Genomic DNA, 22,284 nt, shown 5'->3' with positions numbered 1-22,284 from the left:
TTGCAGCAGATGGTACGGCTTTCTTCAGTCAGATATTTACCTGTGCCGGCCCTTTCGCGGCTAAAGCCGCTCCCACAGGTACACCACAGGTCTGAAGGGCAGTGAAGTTCCCTGTGGGAGCGGCTTTAGCCGCGAAGAGGCCGGTGCAGGAGAGAGGATCGTTTCAGCCGGGCAAAAAATCACGATATCAGATTGCTTTCATGCCACTTGGCTCTGCTAACCTTGCGCCGCTTTGCGAGCACCCACCCTATAAGAAGGATCAGATCCATGACCAGTACCGCCGCGACGGGCACCTTGCCCAGTGCGCCAGGCTTCCTGTCGAAGGAGCGCATCATCGCCCGCCCGGGCTTCAACCGCTGGCTGGTCCCGCCAGCGGCCTTGGCCATCCACCTGTGCATCGGCATGGCCTATGGCTTCTCGGTGTTCTGGCTGCCCCTGTCGCAAGCCCTTGGCATCACAGCTCCCGTCGCCTGCGCGGCAGACATGGGCTTCGTTGCCCGCCTGTTCAGCGCTGAGTGCGACTGGCCGATCTCGATGCTGAGCTGGATCTACACCCTGTTCTTCGTCTTCCTTGGTTGCTCGGCGGCGGTATTGGGCGGTTGGCTGGAGCACGCCGGCCCACGCAAGGCCGGGCTTGTATCGGCCCTGTGCTGGTGCGGCGGCATGCTGATATCGGCCATTGGCGTAAAGACCCACCAGTTGTGGCTGATGTGGCTGGGCTCGGGGGTGATCGGCGGTATCGGCCTGGGCCTGGGCTACATCTCGCCCGTCTCGACTCTGATCAAGTGGTTCCCGGACAAACGCGGCATGGCCACCGGCATGGCGATCATGGGCTTTGGCGGCGGGGCCATGGTGGGTGCACCGCTGGCCACTGCGCTGATGGGGCATTTTGGCAACGAGCACGAAGTGGGCGTATGGCAGAGTTTCGTTGCCATGGCGGCAATCTACTTCGTGTTCATGACGGCGGGTGCCTTGGCTTATCGCGTGCCGCCTACCGGCTGGAAGCCTGAAGGCTGGACTGCACCGGTCAAGAAGGCCAACGCCATGGTTACTGACCGCCATGTGCATGTCAGTGTGGCCTGGAAAACCCCGCAGTTCGCGCTTATCTGGCTGGTACTGTGCCTGAACGTGTCGGCAGGCATCGGTATTCTCGGCATGGCTTCGCCGCTGCTGCAAGAAGTGTTCGCGGGCAAATTGCTGGGTAACGAACTGACCTTCAGCCAGCTCAATCCTGCGCAGCTGGCACAAATTGCCGCGATCGCCGCCGGCTTCACCGGCCTGCTGAGCCTGTTCAATATCGGCGGGCGGTTCTTCTGGGCGTCGTTCTCCGACTATATCGGCCGCAAGAACACCTACTTCGCCTTCTTTGCCTTGGGCGTGGGCTTGTACAGCCTGGTGCCGAACATGGGGCACCTGGGCAACGTTGCGCTGTTCGTGGCCGCGTTCTGCATCATCCTTTCGATGTATGGCGGCGGTTTTGCGACTGTGCCGGCGTACCTGGCGGACCTGTTCGGCACGCAGATGGTCGGTGCCATTCATGGTCGCCTGCTGACTGCATGGGCAGCGGCGGGGGTCTTGGGGCCGGTGTTGATCACTTACCTGCGTGAATACCAATTGGCGGCGGGGGTGGAGCGTGCGGCGGCATACGACATGACCCTGTACATTCTGGCCGGCCTGCTGGTACTGGGCTTTATCTGCAACATGCTGGTCCGCCCGGTGGCCGACAAGCACTTCATGAGCGATGCCGAACTGGCTGCCGAGCGGGCGTTGAGCCATGACAAGGGTGCTGACGAGGCACGTTCGCTGGAATGGAAAGCCGCGCCGGGCAGCCTGCCGTTGGTGTTGCTGGCCTGGGCGGTGGTGGTCGTGCCGCTGGCCTGGGGGGTGTGGGTTACCCTGCAGAAGACGGCGGTGCTGTTCCATTGATGAGTAATACGGCCGGTTGAATTCGCCGTCTGTACCGGCCTTATCGCCGGCAAGCCAGCTCCCACAGGGGCCCCGCAGCGTTCTAGGTGTGTGGAGTACCTGTGGGAGCTGGCTTGCCGGCGATGGGCTGCAAAGCAGCCCCAATTACCCGGTTGTATAGACCTGTAGGGCCATCCGGCCCCGCAATTCCCCGCGTTGCCATATGTCATCCGCGTTTCAAGCTGGCGCGTTCTGGGCCTATAATGGAGCCCTTTTCGCCCAATGATTTTGCGGAGCTGGTGATGGTCGAACGTAAGGCTTCCGTCGAGCGCAATACCCTGGAAACCCAGGTCAAGTGCTCGATCAACCTCGATGGCAGTGGCAAGGCCCGATTCGATATCGGTGTGCCTTTCCTTGAACACATGCTGGACCAGATCGCCCGCCATGGGCTGATCGATCTGGATATCGAGTGCAAGGGTGACACGCATATCGACGACCACCATACCGTCGAAGACGTCGGTATCACCCTGGGCATGGCATTCGCCCAGGCCATCGGTGACAAGAAAGGCATCTTCCGCTACGGCCACGCCTACGTGCCGCTGGACGAAGCATTGTCGCGCGTGGTCATCGACTTCTCTGGCCGCCCAGGCCTGCAGATGCACGTACCTTACACCCGCGCCAGCGTTGGTGGCTTCGATGTCGACCTGTTCCAGGAGTTCTTCCAGGGCTTCGTCAACCACGCCCTGGTCACCCTGCACATCGACAACCTGCGTGGCCACAACACCCACCACCAGATCGAAACCGTGTTCAAGGCATTCGGCCGCGCCCTGCGCATGGCCGTGACCCTCGACGAGCGCATGGCCGGGCAAATGCCGTCGACCAAAGGGTGCCTGTAAATGCAGACGGTAGCTGTAATCGACTATGGCATGGGCAACCTGCACTCGGTGGCCAAGGCGCTTGAGCACGTTGGCGCTGGCAAGGTGCTGGTCACCAGCGACGCTTCGGTCATCCGTGAAGCAGACCGCGTGGTGTTCCCGGGAGTAGGCGCGATTCGCGACTGCATGGCCGAAATCCGCCGCCTGGGCTTCGACAGCCTGGTGCGCGAAGTGAGCCAGGACCGCCCGTTCCTCGGCATCTGCGTTGGCATGCAGGCACTGCTGGAGCACAGCGAAGAAAACGACGGTGTCGACTGCATCGGCCTGTTCCCTGGCCAGGTACGCTTCTTCGGCAAAGACCTGAAAGAAGACGGCGAGCACCTGAAGGTGCCGCACATGGGCTGGAACGAAGTGGGCCAGACCATCGACCACCCGCTGTGGCACGACATCCCCGACCGCGCGCGTTTCTACTTCGTGCACAGCTACTACATCAATGCCGGCAAGCCGGGCCAGGTGGTCGGCCGTGGCCACTACGGTGTCGACTTTGCCGCAGCGCTGGCCGACGGCTCGCGCTTTGCCGTGCAGTTCCACCCGGAGAAGAGCCACACCCATGGCCTGCAACTGCTGCAGAACTTCGTTGCCTGGGACGGTCGCTGGTAAATGAGCAGATCGAAGACCAAGGCCCCGGTCATCACCCTGGCCCCCGAGCAGGAGCGCGACGCGCTCGACACGCTCAAGCGCTTCCTCGAAGACCGTTTCGAGCTGCAGCTGGGGTCGTTCGAGGTGGCTGAGGTTCTCGAGCTGTTCAGCAAAGAAATTGCACCCCATTACTACAACAGGGCGATTGCCGATGTTCAGCTGCACCTCAAGGAGCGGTTCGAGAGCATCGAAAGTGATCTGTGGGCGCTCGAAAAGCCCTGAAACCCTAAGAACAGACAGGTTCCCAAGATGCTGATTATCCCCGCTATCGATCTGAAGGACGGTGCCTGCGTGCGCCTGCGCCAGGGCCGCATGGAAGACTCCACGGTATTTTCCGACGACCCGGTGAGCATGGCCGCCAAGTGGGTCGAGGGTGGCTGCCGCCGCCTGCACCTGGTCGACCTCAACGGCGCCTTCGAAGGCCAGCCGGTCAACGGTGAAGTGGTCACCGCCATCGCCAAGCGCTACCCGACCTTGCCGATCCAGATCGGCGGCGGCATCCGCTCGCTGGAAACCATCGAGCACTACGTCAAGGCTGGCGTCAGCTACGTGATCATCGGCACCAAGGCGGTCAAGGAGCCTGAGTTCGTGGCCGAAGCGTGCAAGGCCTTCCCGGGCAAGGTCATCGTTGGCCTGGACGCCAAGGACGGCTTCGTTGCCACCGATGGCTGGGCCGAAGTCAGCGCGGTACAGGTCATCGACCTGGCCAAGCGTTTCGAGGCCGATGGTGTGTCGTCGATCGTCTACACCGACATCGCCAAGGACGGCATGATGCAGGGCTGCAACGTGCCCTTCACCAAGGCACTGGCTGAAGCTACCCGCATTCCGGTCATCGCCTCGGGCGGCATCCACAACCTGGGCGACATCAAGGCCCTGCTGGACGCCAAGGCCCCCGGCATCATCGGCGCCATCACCGGCCGTGCCATCTACGAAGGCACCCTCGATGTCGCCGAGGCCCAGGCCTTCTGCGACAACTACCAAGGCTGAGGACTGAACCATGGCACTGGCCAAGCGCATCATCCCTTGCCTGGACGTGGACAACGGCCGGGTGGTCAAGGGCGTCAAGTTCGAGAACATCCGTGATGCCGGCGACCCGGTGGAAATCGCCCGTCGCTACAACGAGCAGGGTGCCGATGAAATCACCTTCCTCGACATCACCGCCAGCGTCGATGGCCGCGACACCACCTTGCATACTGTCGAGCGCATGGCCAGCCAGGTGTTCATCCCCCTGACCGTGGGCGGTGGCGTGCGTACCGTGCAGGACATCCGCAACCTGCTCAACGCTGGTGCCGACAAGGTATCGATCAACACGGCTGCGGTGTTCAACCCGGAGTTCGTGGGCGAGGCGGCGGACCGGTTCGGTTCGCAGTGCATCGTTGTTGCCATCGATGCCAAGAAGGTGTCCGGCCCGGGTGAAGAGCCGCGCTGGGAAATCTTCACCCACGGCGGGCGCAAGCCGACCGGGCTGGATGCGGTCGAGTGGGCGAAGAAAATGGAAGGCCTGGGGGCTGGCGAGATTCTGCTGACCAGCATGGACCAGGACGGCATGAAAAACGGCTTTGACCTGGGCGTTACCCGCGCCATCAGTGATGCGCTGGGTATTCCGGTGATTGCCTCGGGTGGGGTGGGTAACCTGCAGCACCTGGCCGACGGCATTCTGGAAGGGCATGCCAGCGCGGTGCTGGCGGCCAGTATCTTCCACTTTGGCGAGTACACGGTGCCTGAGGCCAAGGCCTACATGGCTTCGCGCGGCATCGTCGTTCGCTGATCCATTGATTGGGGCTGCTTTGCAGCCCTTCGCGGGCACGCCCGCTCCCACAGAGACCTCATCAAACCTGTGGGAGCGGGCGTGCCCGCGAAGGGCCGCAAAGCGGCCCGAATTGCCTCAGCCGTGGTTCTTGCCAAGCAACGCGTGGTAAAGCTCGGTATCCCCAAGAATCCCCACCACCCGGTCGTTATCCTGCAACACCAGCTTGTTGCCAGTCTGATAACGAATCTGCAGCGCTTCGCGCATGCCGATATCGGCGTGCACCACGGTCGGCCTGCGCTCCAGCAACTCCACATCCTGCCCCGGTGCCCAGTTCTGCATGTCCAGCCCGTTCTGGCCCTGGCGTGCTCGCTTCAGCGCGCCACCTTCGCCCAGGTCCAGCCACGAATCGATACCCGGGTCCAGGCATACCGAGCCATTGACCCGCTTGCAGTTGTCCAGGCTGCGCATCAGGCTGCGGCCGCACAGCACGTTCAGCGGGTTGGTGTGGGCAACGAAGGTACGCACGTACTCATCGGCCGGGTTGAGCACGATTTCTTCCGGCTTGCTGTACTGGATGATCCGCCCGTCCTTCATGATCGCGATGCGGGTACCCAGCTTCAGCGCCTCGTCCAGGTCGTGGCTGACAAACACGATGGTCTTGCTCAGCTTGGCTTGCAGGCCCAGCAGTTCATCCTGCAGGCCCTGGCGGATCAGCGGGTCCAATGCCGAGAACGGTTCGTCCATCAGCAGGATGTCGGCATCCATCGCCAACGCCCGGGCCAGGCCCACGCGCTGCTGCATGCCGCCTGAAAGCTCGTCCGGCTTCTTGTTGCGCCACTGTGTCAGGCCCACCAGCTCAAGCTTCTCGTCCACCAGCTTGCGCCGTTCCTTTTCCGGGCGGCCCTGCATTTCCAGGCCAAAGCTGATGTTCTCGCGCACCGTCAGCCAAGGCATCAGGGCAAACTTCTGGAACACCATGGCGATGCGCTTGGTGCGCATCATCTTCAGCTCGGCGGGGGTGCAGTGGGCAATGTCGATGTGCTTGCCTTCGTGCTCGACGAACAGCTTGCCGCGGCTAACCGTGTTCAGGCCGTTGATGCAGCGCAGCAGGCTCGACTTGCCCGAGCCGGACAGGCCCATCAGCACGCAGATCTCGCCCTTGTTGATATCCAGGTTGGCCTTTTCGACGCCCACCACCAGGCCGGTCTGCTTGAGGATCTGCTCGCGGGTCTTGCCCTGGTCCAGCAGCGCCAGCGCTTCGCGCGGCTTGTTGGAGAAGATGACGTCGACGTCTTCGAAACGAATGATGCTCATGCCTCACCCCTTACCGGCAGTTCCGGTTGCTTGCAGATACGGTCGAGCATGATCGCCAGCAGCACGATCGCCAGGCCCGCTTCGAAGCCCAGGGAGATATCGGCGGTGTTCAGTGCGTTGACCACAGGTTTGCCCAGGCCGTCAGCGCCGACCAGGGCGGCAATTACCACCATCGACAGCGACAGCATGATGCACTGGGTGACGCCGGCGGCGATGCTCGGCATCGCGTGCGGCAGTTCGATACGGGTGAGCAGTTGGCGGCGCGAGCAACCGAATGCCTTGCCGGCGTCCATCAGCTCTTGCGGCACGTCGCAGATGCCCAGGTAGGTGAGGCGGATGGGCGCGGCGATGGCGAACACCACGGTAGAGATCAGCCCCGGTACCACGCCCAGGCCGAACAGGGTCAGGGTAGGGATCAGGTAGACGAAGGTGGGCACCGTCTGCATCAGGTCCAGCACCGGGCGCATGGCGGTATAGAACATCGGTTTGTGTGCGGCGAGGATGCCCAGCGGCACGCCGATGACAACGCACACCACCGTGGCGAAGGTCACCTGCGCCAGGGTTTCCATGGTTTCCTGCCAGTAGCCCAGGTTGAGGATAAGCAGGAACGACAGGGCAACGAATACGGTCAGCGCCCACTTGCGCTGGATCAGGTGCGCCAGGGCGGCGAACAGGGCGATGAGTACGAATGGGTTGAACCAGGTCAAGGCGCTGGTGACGCCATGGATCATGAACTCCAGGCCTTGCGCGATGGCGTCGAAGTAATTCGCGCCGTTCTGGGTCAGCCACTCGACGAACGACGCGATGTACTGACCCAGGGGTATTTTCTGATCGATAAGCATGATAGCGAGCTTCCACCTGCATAGATTGAAATCAACCCGGGGCAGGCACGGTCCTGCCCCGAGGTAGCGCTATTGCGTATTTCGTTATTGCGCCAGCTTCGCCTTGGCCGCCTCCAGGCCAGGTTTGCCATCCACGGTGGTCACGCCGGCCAGCCAGGCATCCAGCTTGCCTGGGTTGTCCTTGAGCCATTTCTTGGCGGCGGCCTCGGGTTTCATCTTGTCGTCCAGGACATAGCCCATCATGGTGCTTTCATCCTTGAGCTCGAACGACAGGTTCTTCAACAGCTGGCCAACGTTGCTGCACTCCTGCGCATAGCCTTTGCGGGTGTTGGTCAACACGGTCGCCTTGCCGAAGTCGGGGCCGAAGAACTCGTCCCCGCCGGTCAGGTACTGCATCTTGAACCGGGTGTTCATCGGGTGCGGTTCCCAGCCCAGGAACACCAGCGCTTCGCCGCGTTTCTGCGCGCGCTCGACTTGCGACAGCATGCCGGCCTCGCTCGATTGCACGATCTTGAAACCGGCGTCCTTCAAGCCGAAGGCGTTCTTGTCGATCATGCTCTGGATGGTGCGGTTGCCATCGTTGCCCGGTTCGATGCCGTAGATCTTGCTGTCCAGTTCCTTCTTGAACTTGGGAATGTCGCTGAAATCCTTCAGGCCCTTGTCGTAAAGCGCCTGGGGCACGGCCAAGGTGTACTTGGCGTTTTCCAGGTTGGCGCGCACCGTTTCGACGGTGCCGGCGTCGCGGTACTGCTTGATGTCGTTCTCCATGGTCGGCATCCAGTTGCCGAGAAACACGTCCAGGTCCTTGCCGGTGGCCAGCGACTTGTAGGTCACCGGTACCGAGATCATGGTGGTGTGGGTCTTGTAACCCAGTGCTTCGAGCACAACGCTGGTGGTCGCGGTGGTGACTGTGATGTCGGTCCACCCGACATCGGAGAAACGTACCGTCTGACACTGCTCGGGCTCGGCGGCCTGGGCCAGCAAAGGCGCAGACAGCAACGCAACCAGCAACAGCGAGGGTGAACCTTTCATGGATGGACTCCTGTGATTTTGTCTTCGGGTTCGCGTGGGTCGCCGGGCTTTCTGGAGGTCCGGTCGACCAGGCCTGCAGAGGGCAGGATGCGTGGCCGTGCTTTACGAGTCGCTTTCGATAATCCTCCAGCGCCGGGCAATCGCCTACAGGTGGGGTCGTAACCAGTACGGAACGGGTCGTATCCAGTATGGGCGATGTCGCTTATGGATTTTTCCACCCCCTCAGCCGCATTTTTACGTCACCAGGCCACCGGAAAACGGCGAGATGAGGGTTGCTCTCCCTGTAAAAACCGTGCGGCGCTGCTGGACAAAAGTACGTCGGTTGCAGACGGCGAGGGTGCCGGTAAAAGCCCGATGATGCTGGCATTCAAGGCGGCCCGCTGTTTGAGCCTAGCAGCTGCCCCGCCGTGCGCATGGCGCGCACAGACAAGCCCAGCAAGAGGTGAATCGACAATGGCCATCAGCGTGTTCGACCTGTTCAAGATCGGTGTCGGGCCCTCCAGCTCCCACACCGTCGGCCCCATGCGTGCTGGCGCCCTGTTCGTTCAGGGCCTGCGCGAACGCGGCGAGCTGGAGCGTGTCAAACGGATCGAAGTGCGCCTGTACGGCTCGCTGTCCGCCACCGGGGTTGGCCACGGCACCGACAACGCCACCATCATGGGGTTGATGGGCGAATGGCCGGACGCCATCGACCCTACCCAGATCGTGCCGCGCATCGCCGACCTGCGCGAAACCAACACCCTGCAACTGGACAAGCGCCTGCCCATCGAATTCGTCTGGGCTCGCGACATGCTGCTGCTGGACGAGAACCTGCCGTACCACCCCAATGCCATGACCCTGATTGCCGAAGGCGAGCAGGGCGAGCTGCACCGCGATACCTACTACTCGGTGGGTGGCGGCTTTGTGGTCGATGCCGCGCAGGCCGCCAGCGGCGTGCTGGACGCCGACCAGACGGTGCTGCCGTACGACTTCAACAGCGCCGCCGAGTTGCTGAGCCTGTGCAAGCAAAACGACCTCAGCGTGTCGCAATTGATGATGGCCAACGAGAAGGTCTGGCGCAGCGAGGAAGAGATCTACGCTGGCCTGCACAAGCTCTGGGACGCCATGCAGGAATGCGTCAACAACGGTCTCAAGTACGAAGGCACGTTACCTGGCGGGCTGAACGTGCGCCGCCGTGCCGCCAAGCTGCACCGCAGCCTGCAGGAAATCGGCAAGCCCAACGTGATTGGCTCGACCATGAGCGCCATGGAGTGGGTCAACCTGTTCGCCCTGGCGGTCAACGAAGAAAACGCCGCCGGCGGGCGCATGGTCACCGCGCCCACCAATGGCGCAGCCGGCATCATCCCGGCGGTGTTGCATTACTACATGCGCTTCAGTGATGAAGTGGACGAGTCCAGCGTGGTCGACTTCTTCCTCGGTGCTGCTGCGGTGGGCATCCTGTGCAAGAAGAACGCGTCGATTTCCGGGGCCGAAGTGGGCTGCCAGGGTGAGGTTGGCTCGGCCTGTGCCATGGCCGCGGCCGGCCTTGCCGAAGTACTGGGTGCAACGCCGGCACAGGTGGAGAACGCCGCTGAAATCGCCCTGGAGCACAACCTTGGCCTGACCTGCGACCCGGTCGGCGGGCTGGTGCAGGTACCGTGCATCGAGCGCAATGCGATTGCTGCGGTAAAAGCCATCAACGCGGTGCAAATGGCCCTGCGTGGTGACGGCGAACACTTCATCTCCCTCGACCAGGTGATCCGCACCATGCGCGACACCGGGGCCGACATGCACGACAAGTACAAAGAGACCTCGCGCGGTGGCCTGGCGGTCAGCGCCATTGAATGCTGATTGCTTGATCTGACCTCAAGGGCCTCTTCGCGGGCTTGCCCGTTCCCACAGGTACTGCATTGCTCTCAAGGGCAGTTCTGCACCAGTGGGAGCGGGCGAGCCCGCGAAGAGGCCCTTGAATGTTTTCAGTGCACCAAGCCCCATTGCAGTGCATGGCCTATGCTGACCGATCGTCGGGTGTCGTTATCAGTGCCTGTATTGTCGGTGACACTCAAGAGTGTCGTTTCTGGGCAACCTACACTGCGCGTGTCACCAAATTGCTCAGCCGTTACACGCGCGGCGCCTAGCACGCCCGTTTGCGTACCCCAGGCCAACTCGATCAAAGCACCTGATTTGCCCAACAAAGGCGTCGTTTTCAGGTTTTTTTGGATAGCCGTTCAATTTCAGGCACGGCGTTTGCGTTGAGATTGGCAACCGAGCCCCAGCACACGAAACCGGGGCCATAACAAGAAATCAGTGCCCGCCTGAGGCACACCCTGCATTTGTGTGAGGAGAAATCGCGATGACGTCGTACACCTCCGGGAACCCAACCCAGAACCGCACAGCACCCCAGTCCATCGGGTTTCTTCTATTGGACAATTTCACCCTGATTTCCCTGGCATCGGCCGTCGAGCCGCTGCGCATGGCCAACCAGCTGTCCGGCCGCGAGCTGTACCGCTGGCACACGCTGACCGTCGATGGCGGCCAGGTGTGGGCCAGCGATGGTTTGCAGATCACCCCGGACGCCGCCATCAACAACGCACCACCCATTGATACCGTGATTGTCTGCGGGGGTGTTGGCATTCAGCGTTCGGTCACCCGTGAGCACGTTACCTGGCTGCAATCGCAGGCCCGGCAGTCGCGCCGGTTGGGTGCCGTGTGTACCGGCAGCTGGGCGCTGGCCTGTGCCGGCCTGCTGGATGGTTTTGATTGCAGCGTGCACTGGGAATGCCTGGCCGCGATGCAGGAGGCCTTCCCACGGGTGAACATGAGCACCCGCCTGTTCACCCTCGACCGCAACCGCTTCACAAGCTCCGGCGGCACCGCGCCGCTGGACATGATGCTGCACCTGATCAGCCGCGACCACGGCCGTGAACTGTCGGCGGCGATTTCCGAGATGTTCGTCTACGAGCGCATCCGCAACGAGCAGGATCACCAGCGCGTACCGCTCAAGCACATGCTCGGCACCAACCAGCCGAAGCTTCAGGAAATTGTGGCGCTGATGGAGGCTAACCTCGAAGAGCCGATCGACCTGGACGAACTGGCGGTGTACGTGTCGGTGTCGCGTCGCCAGCTTGAGCGGCTGTTCCAGAAGTACCTGCACTGCTCGCCATCGCGCTACTACCTGAAGCTGCGCCTGATCCGTGCGCGGCAGTTGCTCAAGCAAACGCCGATGTCGATCATCGAAGTGGCTTCGGTGTGCGGCTTTGTGTCCACGCCGCACTTCTCCAAGTGCTACCGCGAGTACTTCGGCATTCCGCCGCGTGATGAGCGCGTGGGTTCCAATACTGCGCAGCAGGTGGCAATGATGCCGATCCCGCAGGCCATGACCCTGTCGCCGCACAGCGGACCGATGGCGGCCCTGAGCCAGGCCCGCAACGAGTCGACGTTTGCCAGTGTAAGGCTCTGATAACGCGTCGCCTGCTTCGCGGGCACGCCCGCTCCCACAGGTAAGGTGCAATCCTCGAGATTTGTGCCGTCCCTGTGGGAGCGGGCGCGCCCGCGAAAAGGCCAACATAAATCCAGATGTTGATAATGATTCTCGAGTGCGGGTAACATCGCCGCCCCCGAAACACTCTGGCATACCCCCCCGTGGCGGACGACAAACTCCAGATCTACCTGGCCCACCGGGCGGCATTGCTCGACTATGCCGCGCCGATCGTCGGCTGCCGCGCCCGCGCCGAGGATGTGGTGCAAGAAGCCTGGTTGCGCTTCAGCCGCCAGCAGGGCGATGCCGACATCCGCCACCCGGCCAGCTACCTGTATCGCATCGTGCGCAATCTGGCGCTCGATCACACTCGCCGGACCGCCACCGAGAAAGTCCAACCCGGTGGTGACGAGATACTCGTCGAGCTGCCCTCGGCCAGCGCATCCCCCGAGCAGGTCGTTACCCAGCAGAACGAGCTGGCTGCCATCAGCCGCGCCCTTGAGGCACTGCCGCAACGCACCCGCGTAGCATTCGAGATGCATCGCCTGGGCGGCCATACCCTGCAGGAAGTAGCCTGCCACCTGAATGTCTCCGTCAGCCTGGTGCACCAGCTGGTGCGCGATGCCTTGAGCCACTGCATGGCATGCCTGGAGGATGACCTGTGAAAAAACACCAGGCTGGTGCGTCTTTTGCCGAACGGGGTAACTCTGTGCGACCCTGCGCGCCCTTCAGCCCTCAGGAGACTTGCCCGACATGACGTCAGCAGCCCCCACCTCCAGCCGCCGCGAGCAGGCCCTGGACTGGCTCCTGCGCCTGCAGCAGTCGCCTGATGATCCTCAGCTGCGGGGGGCGTTCGAGCAATGGTGCGCCAGCGACGCGGCCAATTTCCAGGCTTACCAAAAGGCCGAGCGTGTCTGGCAACTTACCGGCCAGTTGGCGCCGACCACCATCGAACTCTGGCCCAAGGCCGAAGTGCTGCCGCTGCCGTTGCCGATCAAGCGCCAATCCAGCCGGCGTTGGTGGCTGGGTGCGGCCGTTGCAGCTTGCTTGCTGGTGGCCGTCGCGCCGTCCTTGAGCCTGCGTTTGCAGGCCGACTACCGCACCGCCCAGGGCGAAACCCGTGACATCACCCTGGCCGATGGCAGCGTGGTGCAAATGGACAGCGATACCGCCATTGCCGTGGACTACAGCGGTGATCATCGGGATGTGAAGCTGCTGGCTGGCCAGGCGTTTTTCGAGGTGATGCCCGACAAGGCCAAGCCGTTCCATGTGCGTGCCGATGACGTGAAGGTCACGGTCACCGGCACCGCGTTCAACGTCGAATTGCGCCCAGGCAGGGTAGGGGTGGATGTGCAGCATGGATCGGTACGGGTCGAGGACACTGCCGATGCGCAGGTGCTGGCCAATGCACTGACGGCTGGGCAGCGCCTGCGGTATGCCGATGGCCTGGTGCAGCTGCGTGCCTTTGTGCCATCGCAAGCGGCGGCTTGGCGGCAAGGGCAGTTGATTGCCGATGACCAGACGGTGGCCGAGGTGGTGCAGGCGCTGGCAGGGTACGTACCCGGCAAGGTAATGCTGCGCGACGATTCCCTGGGTACCAAGCGAGTGACCGGGGTGTACGACCTGCGCAAGCCCGAGGCTGCGTTACGCGCAGTTGTCCGGCCCCATGGTGGCCAGGTGCGCAGCTATGGGCCCTGGCTGTTGGTCCTCGATAAACCTTGAAATCCCCGGGGCCGCGGTGCGGCCCATCGCCGGCAAGCCAGGCTCCCACAGGTACTGCACAGGGCTTGAGGTCAATGCGCTCGGTGTGGGAGCTGGCTTGCCGGCGATGGGCTGCGCAGCAGCCCCCAGATCCCGACCCCAAAAATAATTTCAGAAATTTCTGAAAATTCCCCGCACTGCCCCGTCTTCTCCCCCGCGCGCAACAACTGATAGCGATTCGTATTCAATTTTGCTGCCCGGCGAGTGTCCGGGGCGGGGATGTGGGATGACTCAAACAACAAGCCGGAAGCCGCGTAGTGCGCGGGGTTGGTCGTTGCGCCTGAAAAATGTGGCAGGGGCAAGTGTGCTCGGCCTTTGCAGTGCCTGGGTGACGATGCCGACACAGGCCGAAGAGGTTGCCAAGCCAAACGCCGAACTGGCACAGGTCCACGTTTTCGACATTCCGGCACAAAAGCTGGCCATTGCCCTGATCAACTTCGGCCAGCAAAGCGGCTTGCAGGTCAGCGTCGACCCCGACCTGCTCGATGGCCTGCAATCCACCGCCATCAGCGGTCAGCTCAGCAGCGAGGCGGCACTGGCGCAACTGCTGCTGGGCACCGGCATCACCTGGGACTACGAGTACGGCGCGCTGATGTTCCGCCTGCTGCAGGCCGACGCTGGCGCAATCGAACTGCACAACACGATGATCCTCGGTGATACCGAGGAGAACAGTTACATGGGCGCCACGGTCATCGACCGCAAGGCCATTCAAGCCTTCCCTGGGGCCAACGGCGACATCACCACGATCCTGCAGATGCACCCTAACGTGCAGTTCAGCAGCGACCAGAAAAGCTCCAGCACCCCGGGCGAGATCGACCCCGCCGACATCAGCATCAACGGCGCCAAGTTCTACCAGAACAACTTCATGATCGATGGCATTTCGATCAACAACGACCTTGACCCCGGTTCGCACACCTACAACGATACCCGCCAGTTCGATTCCACGCCCAGCCGCTCCCACGGTATCGCCCTGGATGCCGACCTGCTGGAAGAGATCAAGGTTTATGACAGCAACGTGCCGGTGGAGTACGGCGGCTTCAATGGCGGTGTGGTCGATGCCATCACCCGGCGGCCAACCCAGGATCTGCATGGCAAGATTTCCTATGCCATGAGCCGTTCCGAATGGACCCGCTACCACATCAGCGGCGAAGACAAGGAAAGCTTCGAGAATTCCTCCAGTGAACAAAGCCAGCCGGAGTTCAAGAAGACCACCGTACGCGGCACCCTCGAGGGCCATTTCAACGAAGACTTCGGCGCGCTGCTGAACTTTTCCCAGAAGCGCTCCTACCTGCCGCTGCGCACCTACAAAAACGGCTACAACAGCCCCAACAACGACAACGAGCAGGAGCAGACCCGTGCCCTCGACAACTTTCTGCTCAAGACCTACTGGAACATCAACGACCGCCTGACCCTGGACACCTCGATCGTCTACGCCCCCCAGGAAAACACCTACTTCCGCGAGGACAGCCGCGACTCGGGTTTCACCAACATCAACGGCGGCTGGCAGGCCTCGTTCAAGACCGTCTACGAAGGCGACAGCGCCCGCTGGACCCAGCAACTGGCGTTGACGGACCTGTATGCCTCGCGTGATTCCGACAGCGACGAGTACTACAACTGGTACTGGTCCACCAGCAAGGACTGGGGCAACCCGGACCGTGCCACCGCGCGTAGCCAGCAAGGCGGCTACGGCAGCTTGCAGCAAACCCAGCGTGGCCTCGACTACAAGCTCAAGGCCGACTGGCAGACCTTTGCTGTCGGGCCGACCCAGCACAGCTTGAGCACCGGGCTTGAGCTCGGCTACCAGCGCGCCACGTGGGAGCGGGAAGACGATGCGGTGGCCTATACCACCTTCAAGCGCGACAACGGCGCATCTTGCGGCAGCGACCGAGCGTGTTCCATCGGTACCCAGCTTAGTGGTGACAATCGCCAGTACGCCTCGGCGATGATGGTCTACGGCGCCGGCCGTTTGCAGCTGGACCAGAAGAAGTACGCCCTGTTCGTGCAGGACGAGATCGGTTACGAAAGGCTTACCCTTCGCCCGGGGCTGCGCTTCGAGGGTGACGACTATATGGAGAAGAAGTCCCTTGCCCCCCGCCTGGCGGGTGACTACGACTTTTTCGGCGACCGCAGCACGGTGCTGGTGTTCGGCGCCAACCGCTATTACGGGCGCAACCTGTTCAAGTACCGGCTGGCCGACGGCCGCGACAGCCTTACCGCCCGTTATACCCGCGTCCAGCAGGCCGACGACTGGACACTGGCCAGCCGCAACCAGAACGCGAGCCAGTTCCGCAGCATGGACATTCCCTACGATGATGAGCTGATGCTCGGTATCAACCAGCAGTGGTTTAACACCGACTTTCAACTCAAGTACATCAATCGCAAGGGTCATGACCAGATCTACCGTACGCAGCCCTACTACAGCCTGGATGAAGCGGAGATCCCGGCCGGCTACAGCAAGAACTACTTCGTCTACCTCAACGCCGGAACCAGCGAGACCGAGAACATCAGCCTGACAGTCACACCGCTGCAACCGTTGCAGTTCCGTGGCACCCGCACCAGCGTGCAGCTGGCGCTGGACTGGTCGCAGAGCAAGGGCGCCCACGGCTCCACATACGAAGCGGGGGTGGATCGCGAGGAGATGGATAACGAGCCGGTGTACTACGACGGCAAGCTGGTGCCTTACGAGGAACTGCCGGCCAGCGACTTCAACCGCCCCTGGACCGCACGCCTGGTGACTATTACCGATATTCCCCAGTGGCACCTGTCGGTGAGCAACTTCTTCCGCTACCGCGGTCCCTACGACCAGGTGGTCAAGGTCAGCCCGGACGCCGAAGTCGACGGCAAGACCTACAGCCGCTACGAAACCGTCGCCACCCCCGGCGCACCCACCTGGGACATGCGCCTGGCCTGGGACATCCCTACCGGCAAGGACCAGGCGTTCTTCGTCAACGTCGATATCACCAACGTCACCGACCAGGTCAACAAGATCGCCAGCCGCACCTCGACCAGCGTGGTCAGCTACGAAGTCGGCCGCCAGTACTGGCTGGAAGTTGGCTACCGCTTCTAACACCTTATAAAAAACCGTGGATACCTTGATGAAAAAGCTCATCGCGGGCCTGCTCGGCCCGCTGTTGCTCGGCGCCTGCGCCACGTTGCCCGAGGCCGACGCGCCGCTACCCTGGGATGCCCAGGTTGTGCACGGCCAACTGGCCAACGGCCTGGCCTACCGGCTGGTGCGCGACACTTCGCAGCCTGGCCGGCTCGACCTGCGCCTGACGGTAAAAGCCGGCTCGGTGGACGAAGCCGACGACCAGGTCGGCGTGGCGCACATGGTCGAGCACCTGGCGTTTCACAGCCGCGCTGGCGGCCAGCAGAAGCTGCGCGAACGCATGGCCGGGTTCGGCTGGGTGCAGGGCCGTCACTTCAATGCCGTGACCAACTACGAGCGCACCCAGTACCTGATCGGCCCACCGGCCGGCGTGCGCCAGGCACCGCAGGCGTTGCAGGCCCTGAGCGACCTGGCCTTCGCCCGCGACTACAACGCCCAGGACCTGGAGCGTGAGCGGCCGATCGTGATTGAAGAATGGCGCGGTGGCCTGGGTGTGGCCCAGCGCATGAACGAGCAGCGTACGGCCTCCCAACGTGTGGGGTCACGCTACCCTGGGCACCGCACCATCGGCAACGAAGCGGCAATCCGCTCGGCCAGCCTGCAGACGCTTCAAGCGTTCCAGAACCGCTGGTACCTGCCCAACAACATGGTGCTGTCGGCGGTTGGCGACTTCGACCCTGCGACCATGCGCGCCCAGATCGAAAAGGCATTCGGTGCGGCCAAGGCTGGCGAAGTGCCGGGCCGCGAGCAGCGCGAGCTGCCGCTGGACCACACGCTGAAAGTGTTCCGCCTGCAAGACCCGCAATCGGGCAGTAACCAGGTGGCGATGCTGTTCCGCCTGCATGAACCGGACAGCCGCGGTACCACACGTGCCGCATTGCGCGAGCGGCTGATCGACCGGATGACCCTCGCCGCCATGCTCGATAGCCTGCGCCGGCAATCTCTCGATACCGGGGTGCGTAGCCTGGTGGTGCAGAAAACGCTGATCGGTGAGCACTCCACTGTGCTCGGCATCGCGGCTGGCGTCGAGGGCCAGGCCCATGACCAGGCACTGCAACAATTGCTGACCGAGACCGAGCGCCTGCGCCAGCACGGTTTTAGCGAAACGGACCTTCAACGTGAGCGCGATCATATTCGTGCACTGGGCGACAAGACCCTGGCCAAACAGGCATCGCGAACCTTCGAGCAATGGGTGGAGCAACTCAACAATGCCGCTGTGCAGGGCAATGCCGTCACTGACCGGCATGCTACCGCAGCGCGCTATCTGGAGGTGCTAAGCAGCATCACACGCGATGACCTCAACGACCGTCTGTGGCGCTGGCTCGCCAGCCCTGATCGGGTATTGCAGGTGAGTGCGGCGGGTAGTTCCACGGTGGCCCTGCCAAGCGTTGCGCAGGTCGAGGCACGTCAGGCGAAGCTGGCCGCAACAGTGCTGCCGGCGCCCGTGCAGGTGGCACCGGCAACCGTCTCGGTACCGAGCCTGGAAATGCCGGCTGCGCCGCCAGCGGCATCTATCGTCGAGCGCAAGGCCTTCCCGGAGCAACAGGTGGAACACTGGCGCCTGGCCAACGGTGATCGGCTGGTCTGGCTGAAGCGCAATGGTCCGGAAGGCAAGTGGCTGTTCCAGGCCGATTCATCCGCTGGTTATCACCTTGCCGGCACCCCGGCCTGGCGCCTGCAAATGGCCGCGCAGTTGGCCATGCACAGCGGCCTGCCCGGGATGGATCGGCAGGCCCTGGCAACCTGGCGCCAGGAGCAGCAGGCCACACTCGGTTTCGACCAGCAGCCCCAGCGCCTGCAGCTCAACCTTGGCGCAGCGCCGGAACAACTGCTGGCGCTAATGCAGAGCTATCGGGTAAGCCAGCTGGCCAGTATCGACCAGGATACGTTCAGCACCACGCGTGATGTATTCCTGCTGCGCCTGCGCAGCCGGCCGGACGACGTACGTGGGCTGCAGGAAACCCGGCAGCGTGTGCTCAAGTACGGTGTCGATCACTGGCAGTCGCCGGACATCAGCGCCCTTGAACAACTGACTGTCGACCAGCTGAATGCCGACTGGAAGCGCCTGGCGAGTGCGCCGGTGACCTATTACCTGATGGCGGATGCGGCGCCGCAATCGCTGCAAAAAATGGTCAGTGAACTGCTCGCAACCATCCCGCGTGCTACACCGCTGGCCAGCCAGACGGCCCTGCAACAGCCTGGCCAGCGCCGCGATGACCTGGCGATCGCACTGGAACCACGTGTCGTGTTGCAGGCCAGCAGCTATCAGCCCCAGGCCTGGAGTCCTGAAGCGGCAGCACAGGTCGCGGTGTTGCGTGACCTGGCCAACCAGCGGCTGAAAGCACAGCTGCGTGGCGAGGCTGCCGGCGTGTATCGCTTGCGCTTCGAGAGTGAACTGAACGCCGACACCCAGCGCATCGAGAGCAGCCTGAACTTCACCTGCGACCCGGCACGTGTCGACGAGCTGTGGGCCATGGCCCAGAAGACCCTGGCCAACCTGCAGCCGGATGCCCAGTGGCTGGTCAGCGAGCGGGCCGAATTCCTGCGCCAGGAGAGCAAGCGCCGCGACGACCCGCAAACCCAGTTCAAGCGCCTGATCCTTAGTGACCGCCGCTGGCACGACCCGCGTTACCTGCAGACCCAGGCGCAACTGCCTGAAGCGTTGACCTTGCCTGAAATGCAGCAGCAGGCCCTTCAGCTGTTCCCCCGCGCCAACCAGGTGCAGCTGCGCCTGTTGCCCTCGGCGGCGGCACTGGAGCAGGCACTGTGAAAACCCTGCGCACCTTCTACCGCCTCAGCCGCCCGTTCTGGCGCGACCGCCAGCAGTGGCCGGCCTGGCTGATGCTGGCGGCGGTGATCGGCCTGGGGCTGCTGGTGGTGCAGATCAATGTGCTGATCAACAGCTGGAGCAAGACCTTCTACGACACCCTGGCAGCGTTCGACACGTCCGGCCTGTATGGCCTGGTCGGCGAGTATGCGCTGTATCTGGGCAGCTACGTGCTGATCGTCGTGGCCATGGACTACATCCGTAAAGGGCTGGAGCTACGCTGGCGCCGGGCAATGACCGGGCGCCTGACCGACGCCTGGCTGGCCGACCAGGCCTTCTACCGCCTGGGGCTGACCGGCGAGCCGGACAACCCCGACCAGCGCATCGCCCAGGACATCGACCTGATGGTTGGCCTGAGTATCGAGCTGGTGGCGTCGCTGGTGATCAACCTGGCGCAGGTTGGCGCGTTCATGGTGATCCTGTGGAACTTGTCGGGGGTGCAAACCTTCAACCTGTTCGGCGAAACCTTCACGATTCATGGCTACCTCGTGTGGATCGTGCTGGCCTACACCTTGGCCGGCAGCTTGCTGACGCACCTGATCGGTAAGCCGCTGCATGCGTTGAACTACGAGCGCGAACACCGCGAGGCGGATTTTCGCGCCAGCCTGCTGCGCAAGCGCGACCATGCCGAACAGATCGCCCTGTACCGTGGCGAAGCGGTTGAGCGTGAACACCTGGCTGAGCGGTTTCGCGCCATTGCCGACAACTGGCGGCAACTGATGGGTCGCGAGCGTAACCTCAGCCTGTTCACGGTGTCCTACGAACGCCTGAGCCTGATCATCCCGGTGTTTGCCGCGTTGCCGGCATTCATGGCCAAGGCCATCACCCTGGGTGGGTTGATGCAGATCCGCAGTGCCTTCAACGCAGTGCATGGCTCGCTCAGCTGGTTCATCAAGCTCTATCACAAACTGGTGCGTTGGAGCGCGGCGTTGCAGCGCCTGGAGCAGTTCGAGCAGGCCATCGCCGCCAGTCGTGAGCAGGCCACGGTTGCTGCGCGAGGTGATTGCCTGTGCACACGGGGCCTCACGCTTTGCCGGCCAGATGGCAGTGCGCTGCTGCGTGACCTGGACCTGCGCGTAGGGCAGGGGCAATGGTTGCGCCTGGGTGGGCGCAGCGGTCTGGGCAAGTCGACCTTGCTGCGCACCTTGCAGGGGTTGTGGCCCTACTGCCTGGGTAACTGGCAGCTGCCACCAGGGCGTAGTTTGCTGTTGCCGCAGAAACCCTACATGCCGCACATGAGTCTGCGCGCGTTGCTGGCTTATCCACAGGTGCAGCCGGTTGACGACGTGTTGCTGGTGGATGTACTGGGCAAGGTGGGCTTGGGCGGGTTGATCGGGCAACTGGACAAGCAGGCGGAGTGGGAGCGTGTGCTTTCTGGCGGAGAGCAGCAACGGTTGAGCATGGCGCGGGCGTTGCTGTACAGGCCAGATACCTTGTACCTGGATGAGGCGACCAGCCAGCTGGACCTGGGCAGTGCGCTGGGGTTACTGGAGATGCTCAGGCGGGAGTTGCCGGGCTGTACGGTGGTGGGGGTGACTCACCAGGAGGGCCTGGCCGGCTTGTTCGATCAGACCTTCGAGCTGGAGAAACGGGTAGAGCCTGCATAAACCAGTGCCGGCCTCTTCGCGGGCATGCCCGCTCCCACAGGTACTGCGCTGCCTTCAAGGCCAGTGAAAAAACTGTGGGAGCGGGCGTGCCCGCGAAGGGGCCGGATCAGGAGAAATCAGGCGCGCCGGCTGAACTGGGCCAGCGCTGGCAACAGTTGCTTGTCGATCGCCTGGCGCACGGCCGGCAAAATGGTCGCGCTACCGGTATACATCTGCTCGACCATGCCCTTCAGCGCCCGCGCATTAGGCTCGGTCAGCCCCCGCACCACCGCTTCGCAAGCCTGCTCGGCACTGGCTCCGGCCGGAATATCAAACCCGCGTGCGCGCAAGTGGCCGGCGAGGTCGTCCTGGTCAATCAAGTCCGCATGCATCATGGCTGTTGTCCCTTTTATCGCTAAGAGAGTGCTGCTGTGATTTACGACCGATTCTGTGACGCCTGCGACATACCCGCAACAACAGAATGGTGACATGGCTGCTTTGGCTAAGAACAGGTCGTTTACGGCTAAATCGACTGATCTGGAAGTGCGCACACTCAGGCCATCTACCCGCAACGGAGGGTTTGGTCACCCTCGTTCATGCACAGTGGATGTTGCTCGCTCTTGGCCCCGGATGCTCACGGCTTTCCGGGGTTATTTTTTTGCAAGGCCAATCACACGGCCTACATGAACGGGCGCTTGAAGCTGACGCTGTTCGTCCACTAGTCCCTGTAGTAACGCAGTGCTGCTTTCGCTGAACGGCGCCGACGTTGGCCCCGCCAAATCTACATGCAACAGCATCTGCTCACTGGCCGCCAGCGCCTCATCGAACCCGGCCCGGTGCAGGCTGTGATAGACGTGCAGACGCTTGCGATCAAAACCGATGATCTGCGTCTGCACCCATACCTCGGTGCCCAGCTTTACTTCATGCAGGTAGTTGATGTGCGCCTCCAGGGTGAACAGTGAGTTGCCACTTTGCCCACGGCTGTCGGCATCCAGGCCGATGCGCTCCATCAGCGCATCGGTGGCATAGCTGAAAATCAGCAGGTAGAAGGCATCGCGCAGATGCCCGTTGTAGTCGACCCAGTCCTCCTGGACTGGGGTGCGGTAGGTGATCAGTGCGGGCATCGT

18 protein-coding genes are annotated in these 22,284 nt (G+C 62.6%); 13 read left to right on the top strand and 5 right to left on the bottom strand.

Features of this window, described 5'->3' with window-relative positions; all coding sequences use genetic code 11:
• Positions 1-267 precede the first annotated feature (267 nt).
• The 6 genes from ACFY9W_RS08430 to hisF all read left to right on the top strand — a co-directional run bounded on the left by ACFY9W_RS08430 (position 268) and on the right by hisF (position 5,247).
• Complete coding sequence (locus ACFY9W_RS08430; protein WP_391128338.1) at positions 268-1,926, top strand: MFS transporter; 1,659 nt, start codon at positions 268-270, stop codon at positions 1,924-1,926.
• A gap of 281 nt (positions 1,927-2,207) precedes the next feature.
• Entirely contained in the window at positions 2,208-2,801 is a 594-nt protein-coding gene (hisB, locus tag ACFY9W_RS08425) for an imidazoleglycerol-phosphate dehydratase HisB (RefSeq protein ID WP_009682881.1), read from the top strand.
• Positions 2,802-3,440 carry an imidazole glycerol phosphate synthase subunit HisH gene (gene hisH, locus ACFY9W_RS08420; protein WP_391128334.1) on the top strand — a complete coding sequence of 213 codons (639 nt, stop codon included), beginning with the start codon at positions 2,802-2,804 and terminating at the stop codon, positions 3,438-3,440.
• Positions 3,441-3,701 (top strand): DUF2164 domain-containing protein, encoded by a 261-nt coding sequence (locus ACFY9W_RS08415; protein WP_016714500.1) that lies wholly within the window; start codon positions 3,441-3,443, stop codon positions 3,699-3,701.
• 27 nt (positions 3,702-3,728) lie between these two features.
• On the top strand, positions 3,729-4,466 hold the full coding sequence (gene hisA / locus ACFY9W_RS08410; RefSeq protein WP_016714501.1) for a 1-(5-phosphoribosyl)-5-[(5-phosphoribosylamino)methylideneamino]imidazole-4-carboxamide isomerase: 738 nt from the start codon (positions 3,729-3,731) through the stop codon (positions 4,464-4,466).
• Positions 4,467-4,476: 10 nt separating this feature from the next.
• Positions 4,477-5,247 (top strand): imidazole glycerol phosphate synthase subunit HisF, encoded by a 771-nt coding sequence (gene hisF / locus ACFY9W_RS08405; RefSeq protein WP_079226229.1) that lies wholly within the window; start codon positions 4,477-4,479, stop codon positions 5,245-5,247.
• A gap of 117 nt (positions 5,248-5,364) precedes the next feature.
• Here hisF and choV read toward each other — a convergent pair whose 3' ends face one another.
• The 3 genes from choV to ACFY9W_RS08390 form a co-directional block, all read right to left on the bottom strand.
• On the bottom strand, positions 5,365-6,543 hold the full coding sequence (gene choV, locus ACFY9W_RS08400; RefSeq protein WP_391128328.1) for a choline ABC transporter ATP-binding protein: 1,179 nt from the start codon (positions 6,541-6,543) through the stop codon (positions 5,365-5,367).
• Complete coding sequence (gene choW / locus ACFY9W_RS08395; protein WP_174244689.1) at positions 6,540-7,388, bottom strand: choline ABC transporter permease subunit; 849 nt, start codon at positions 7,386-7,388, stop codon at positions 6,540-6,542. The genes choV and choW overlap by 4 nt, the downstream gene beginning before the upstream one ends.
• 81 nt (positions 7,389-7,469) lie before the next feature.
• Entirely contained in the window at positions 7,470-8,417 is a 948-nt protein-coding gene (locus ACFY9W_RS08390; RefSeq protein ID WP_391128325.1) for a choline ABC transporter substrate-binding protein, read from the bottom strand.
• A 453-nt stretch (positions 8,418-8,870) separates the two neighbouring features.
• Between ACFY9W_RS08390 and ACFY9W_RS08385 the strand changes: the two genes are divergently transcribed.
• From ACFY9W_RS08385 to ACFY9W_RS08355, 7 genes are all read left to right on the top strand, one after another.
• Positions 8,871-10,247 (top strand): L-serine ammonia-lyase, encoded by a 1,377-nt coding sequence (locus ACFY9W_RS08385; protein ID WP_391128322.1) that lies wholly within the window; start codon positions 8,871-8,873, stop codon positions 10,245-10,247.
• 502 nt (positions 10,248-10,749) lie between these two features.
• Positions 10,750-11,856, top strand: coding sequence for a GlxA family transcriptional regulator (locus ACFY9W_RS08380; RefSeq protein WP_264387346.1), 1,107 nt, complete (start codon positions 10,750-10,752; stop codon positions 11,854-11,856).
• 182 nt (positions 11,857-12,038) lie between these two features.
• On the top strand, positions 12,039-12,539 hold the full coding sequence (locus ACFY9W_RS08375) for a sigma-70 family RNA polymerase sigma factor (protein WP_391128318.1): 501 nt from the start codon (positions 12,039-12,041) through the stop codon (positions 12,537-12,539).
• A gap of 88 nt (positions 12,540-12,627) precedes the next feature.
• Positions 12,628-13,596 carry a FecR domain-containing protein gene (locus tag ACFY9W_RS08370; RefSeq protein ID WP_391128316.1) on the top strand — a complete coding sequence of 323 codons (969 nt, stop codon included), beginning with the start codon at positions 12,628-12,630 and terminating at the stop codon, positions 13,594-13,596.
• A gap of 373 nt (positions 13,597-13,969) precedes the next feature.
• Entirely contained in the window at positions 13,970-16,702 is a 2,733-nt protein-coding gene (locus tag ACFY9W_RS08365) for a secretin and TonB N-terminal domain-containing protein (RefSeq protein WP_391128313.1), read from the top strand.
• 28 nt (positions 16,703-16,730) lie between these two features.
• Entirely contained in the window at positions 16,731-19,514 is a 2,784-nt protein-coding gene (locus ACFY9W_RS08360; RefSeq protein ID WP_391128310.1) for an insulinase family protein, read from the top strand.
• Positions 19,511-21,178 carry an SbmA/BacA-like family transporter gene (locus ACFY9W_RS08355; RefSeq protein ID WP_391128307.1) on the top strand — a complete coding sequence of 556 codons (1,668 nt, stop codon included), beginning with the start codon at positions 19,511-19,513 and terminating at the stop codon, positions 21,176-21,178. Before ACFY9W_RS08360 ends, ACFY9W_RS08355 begins: the two co-directional genes overlap by 4 nt.
• 116 nt (positions 21,179-21,294) lie before the next feature.
• Here the strand turns inward: ACFY9W_RS08355 and ACFY9W_RS08350 are convergent, their stop codons facing one another.
• Together ACFY9W_RS08350 and ACFY9W_RS08345 are read right to left on the bottom strand one after the other, a co-directional pair.
• Positions 21,295-21,552: a hypothetical protein gene (locus ACFY9W_RS08350; protein ID WP_159412923.1), complete on the bottom strand. Its 258-nt coding sequence runs from the start codon at positions 21,550-21,552 to the stop codon at positions 21,295-21,297.
• 255 nt (positions 21,553-21,807) lie between these two features.
• Positions 21,808-22,281, bottom strand: coding sequence for a thioesterase family protein (locus ACFY9W_RS08345; RefSeq protein WP_391128304.1), 474 nt, complete (start codon positions 22,279-22,281; stop codon positions 21,808-21,810).
• Between the last annotated feature and the right edge of the window lie 3 nt (positions 22,282-22,284).

The organism is Pseudomonas sp. NPDC008258, assembly GCF_042956345.1.
Taxonomy (GTDB): domain Bacteria; phylum Pseudomonadota; class Gammaproteobacteria; order Pseudomonadales; family Pseudomonadaceae; genus Aquipseudomonas.
The sequence above is the reverse complement of the archived record's forward strand: the minus strand, read 5'-3'. Positions and strand labels throughout refer to the sequence as shown.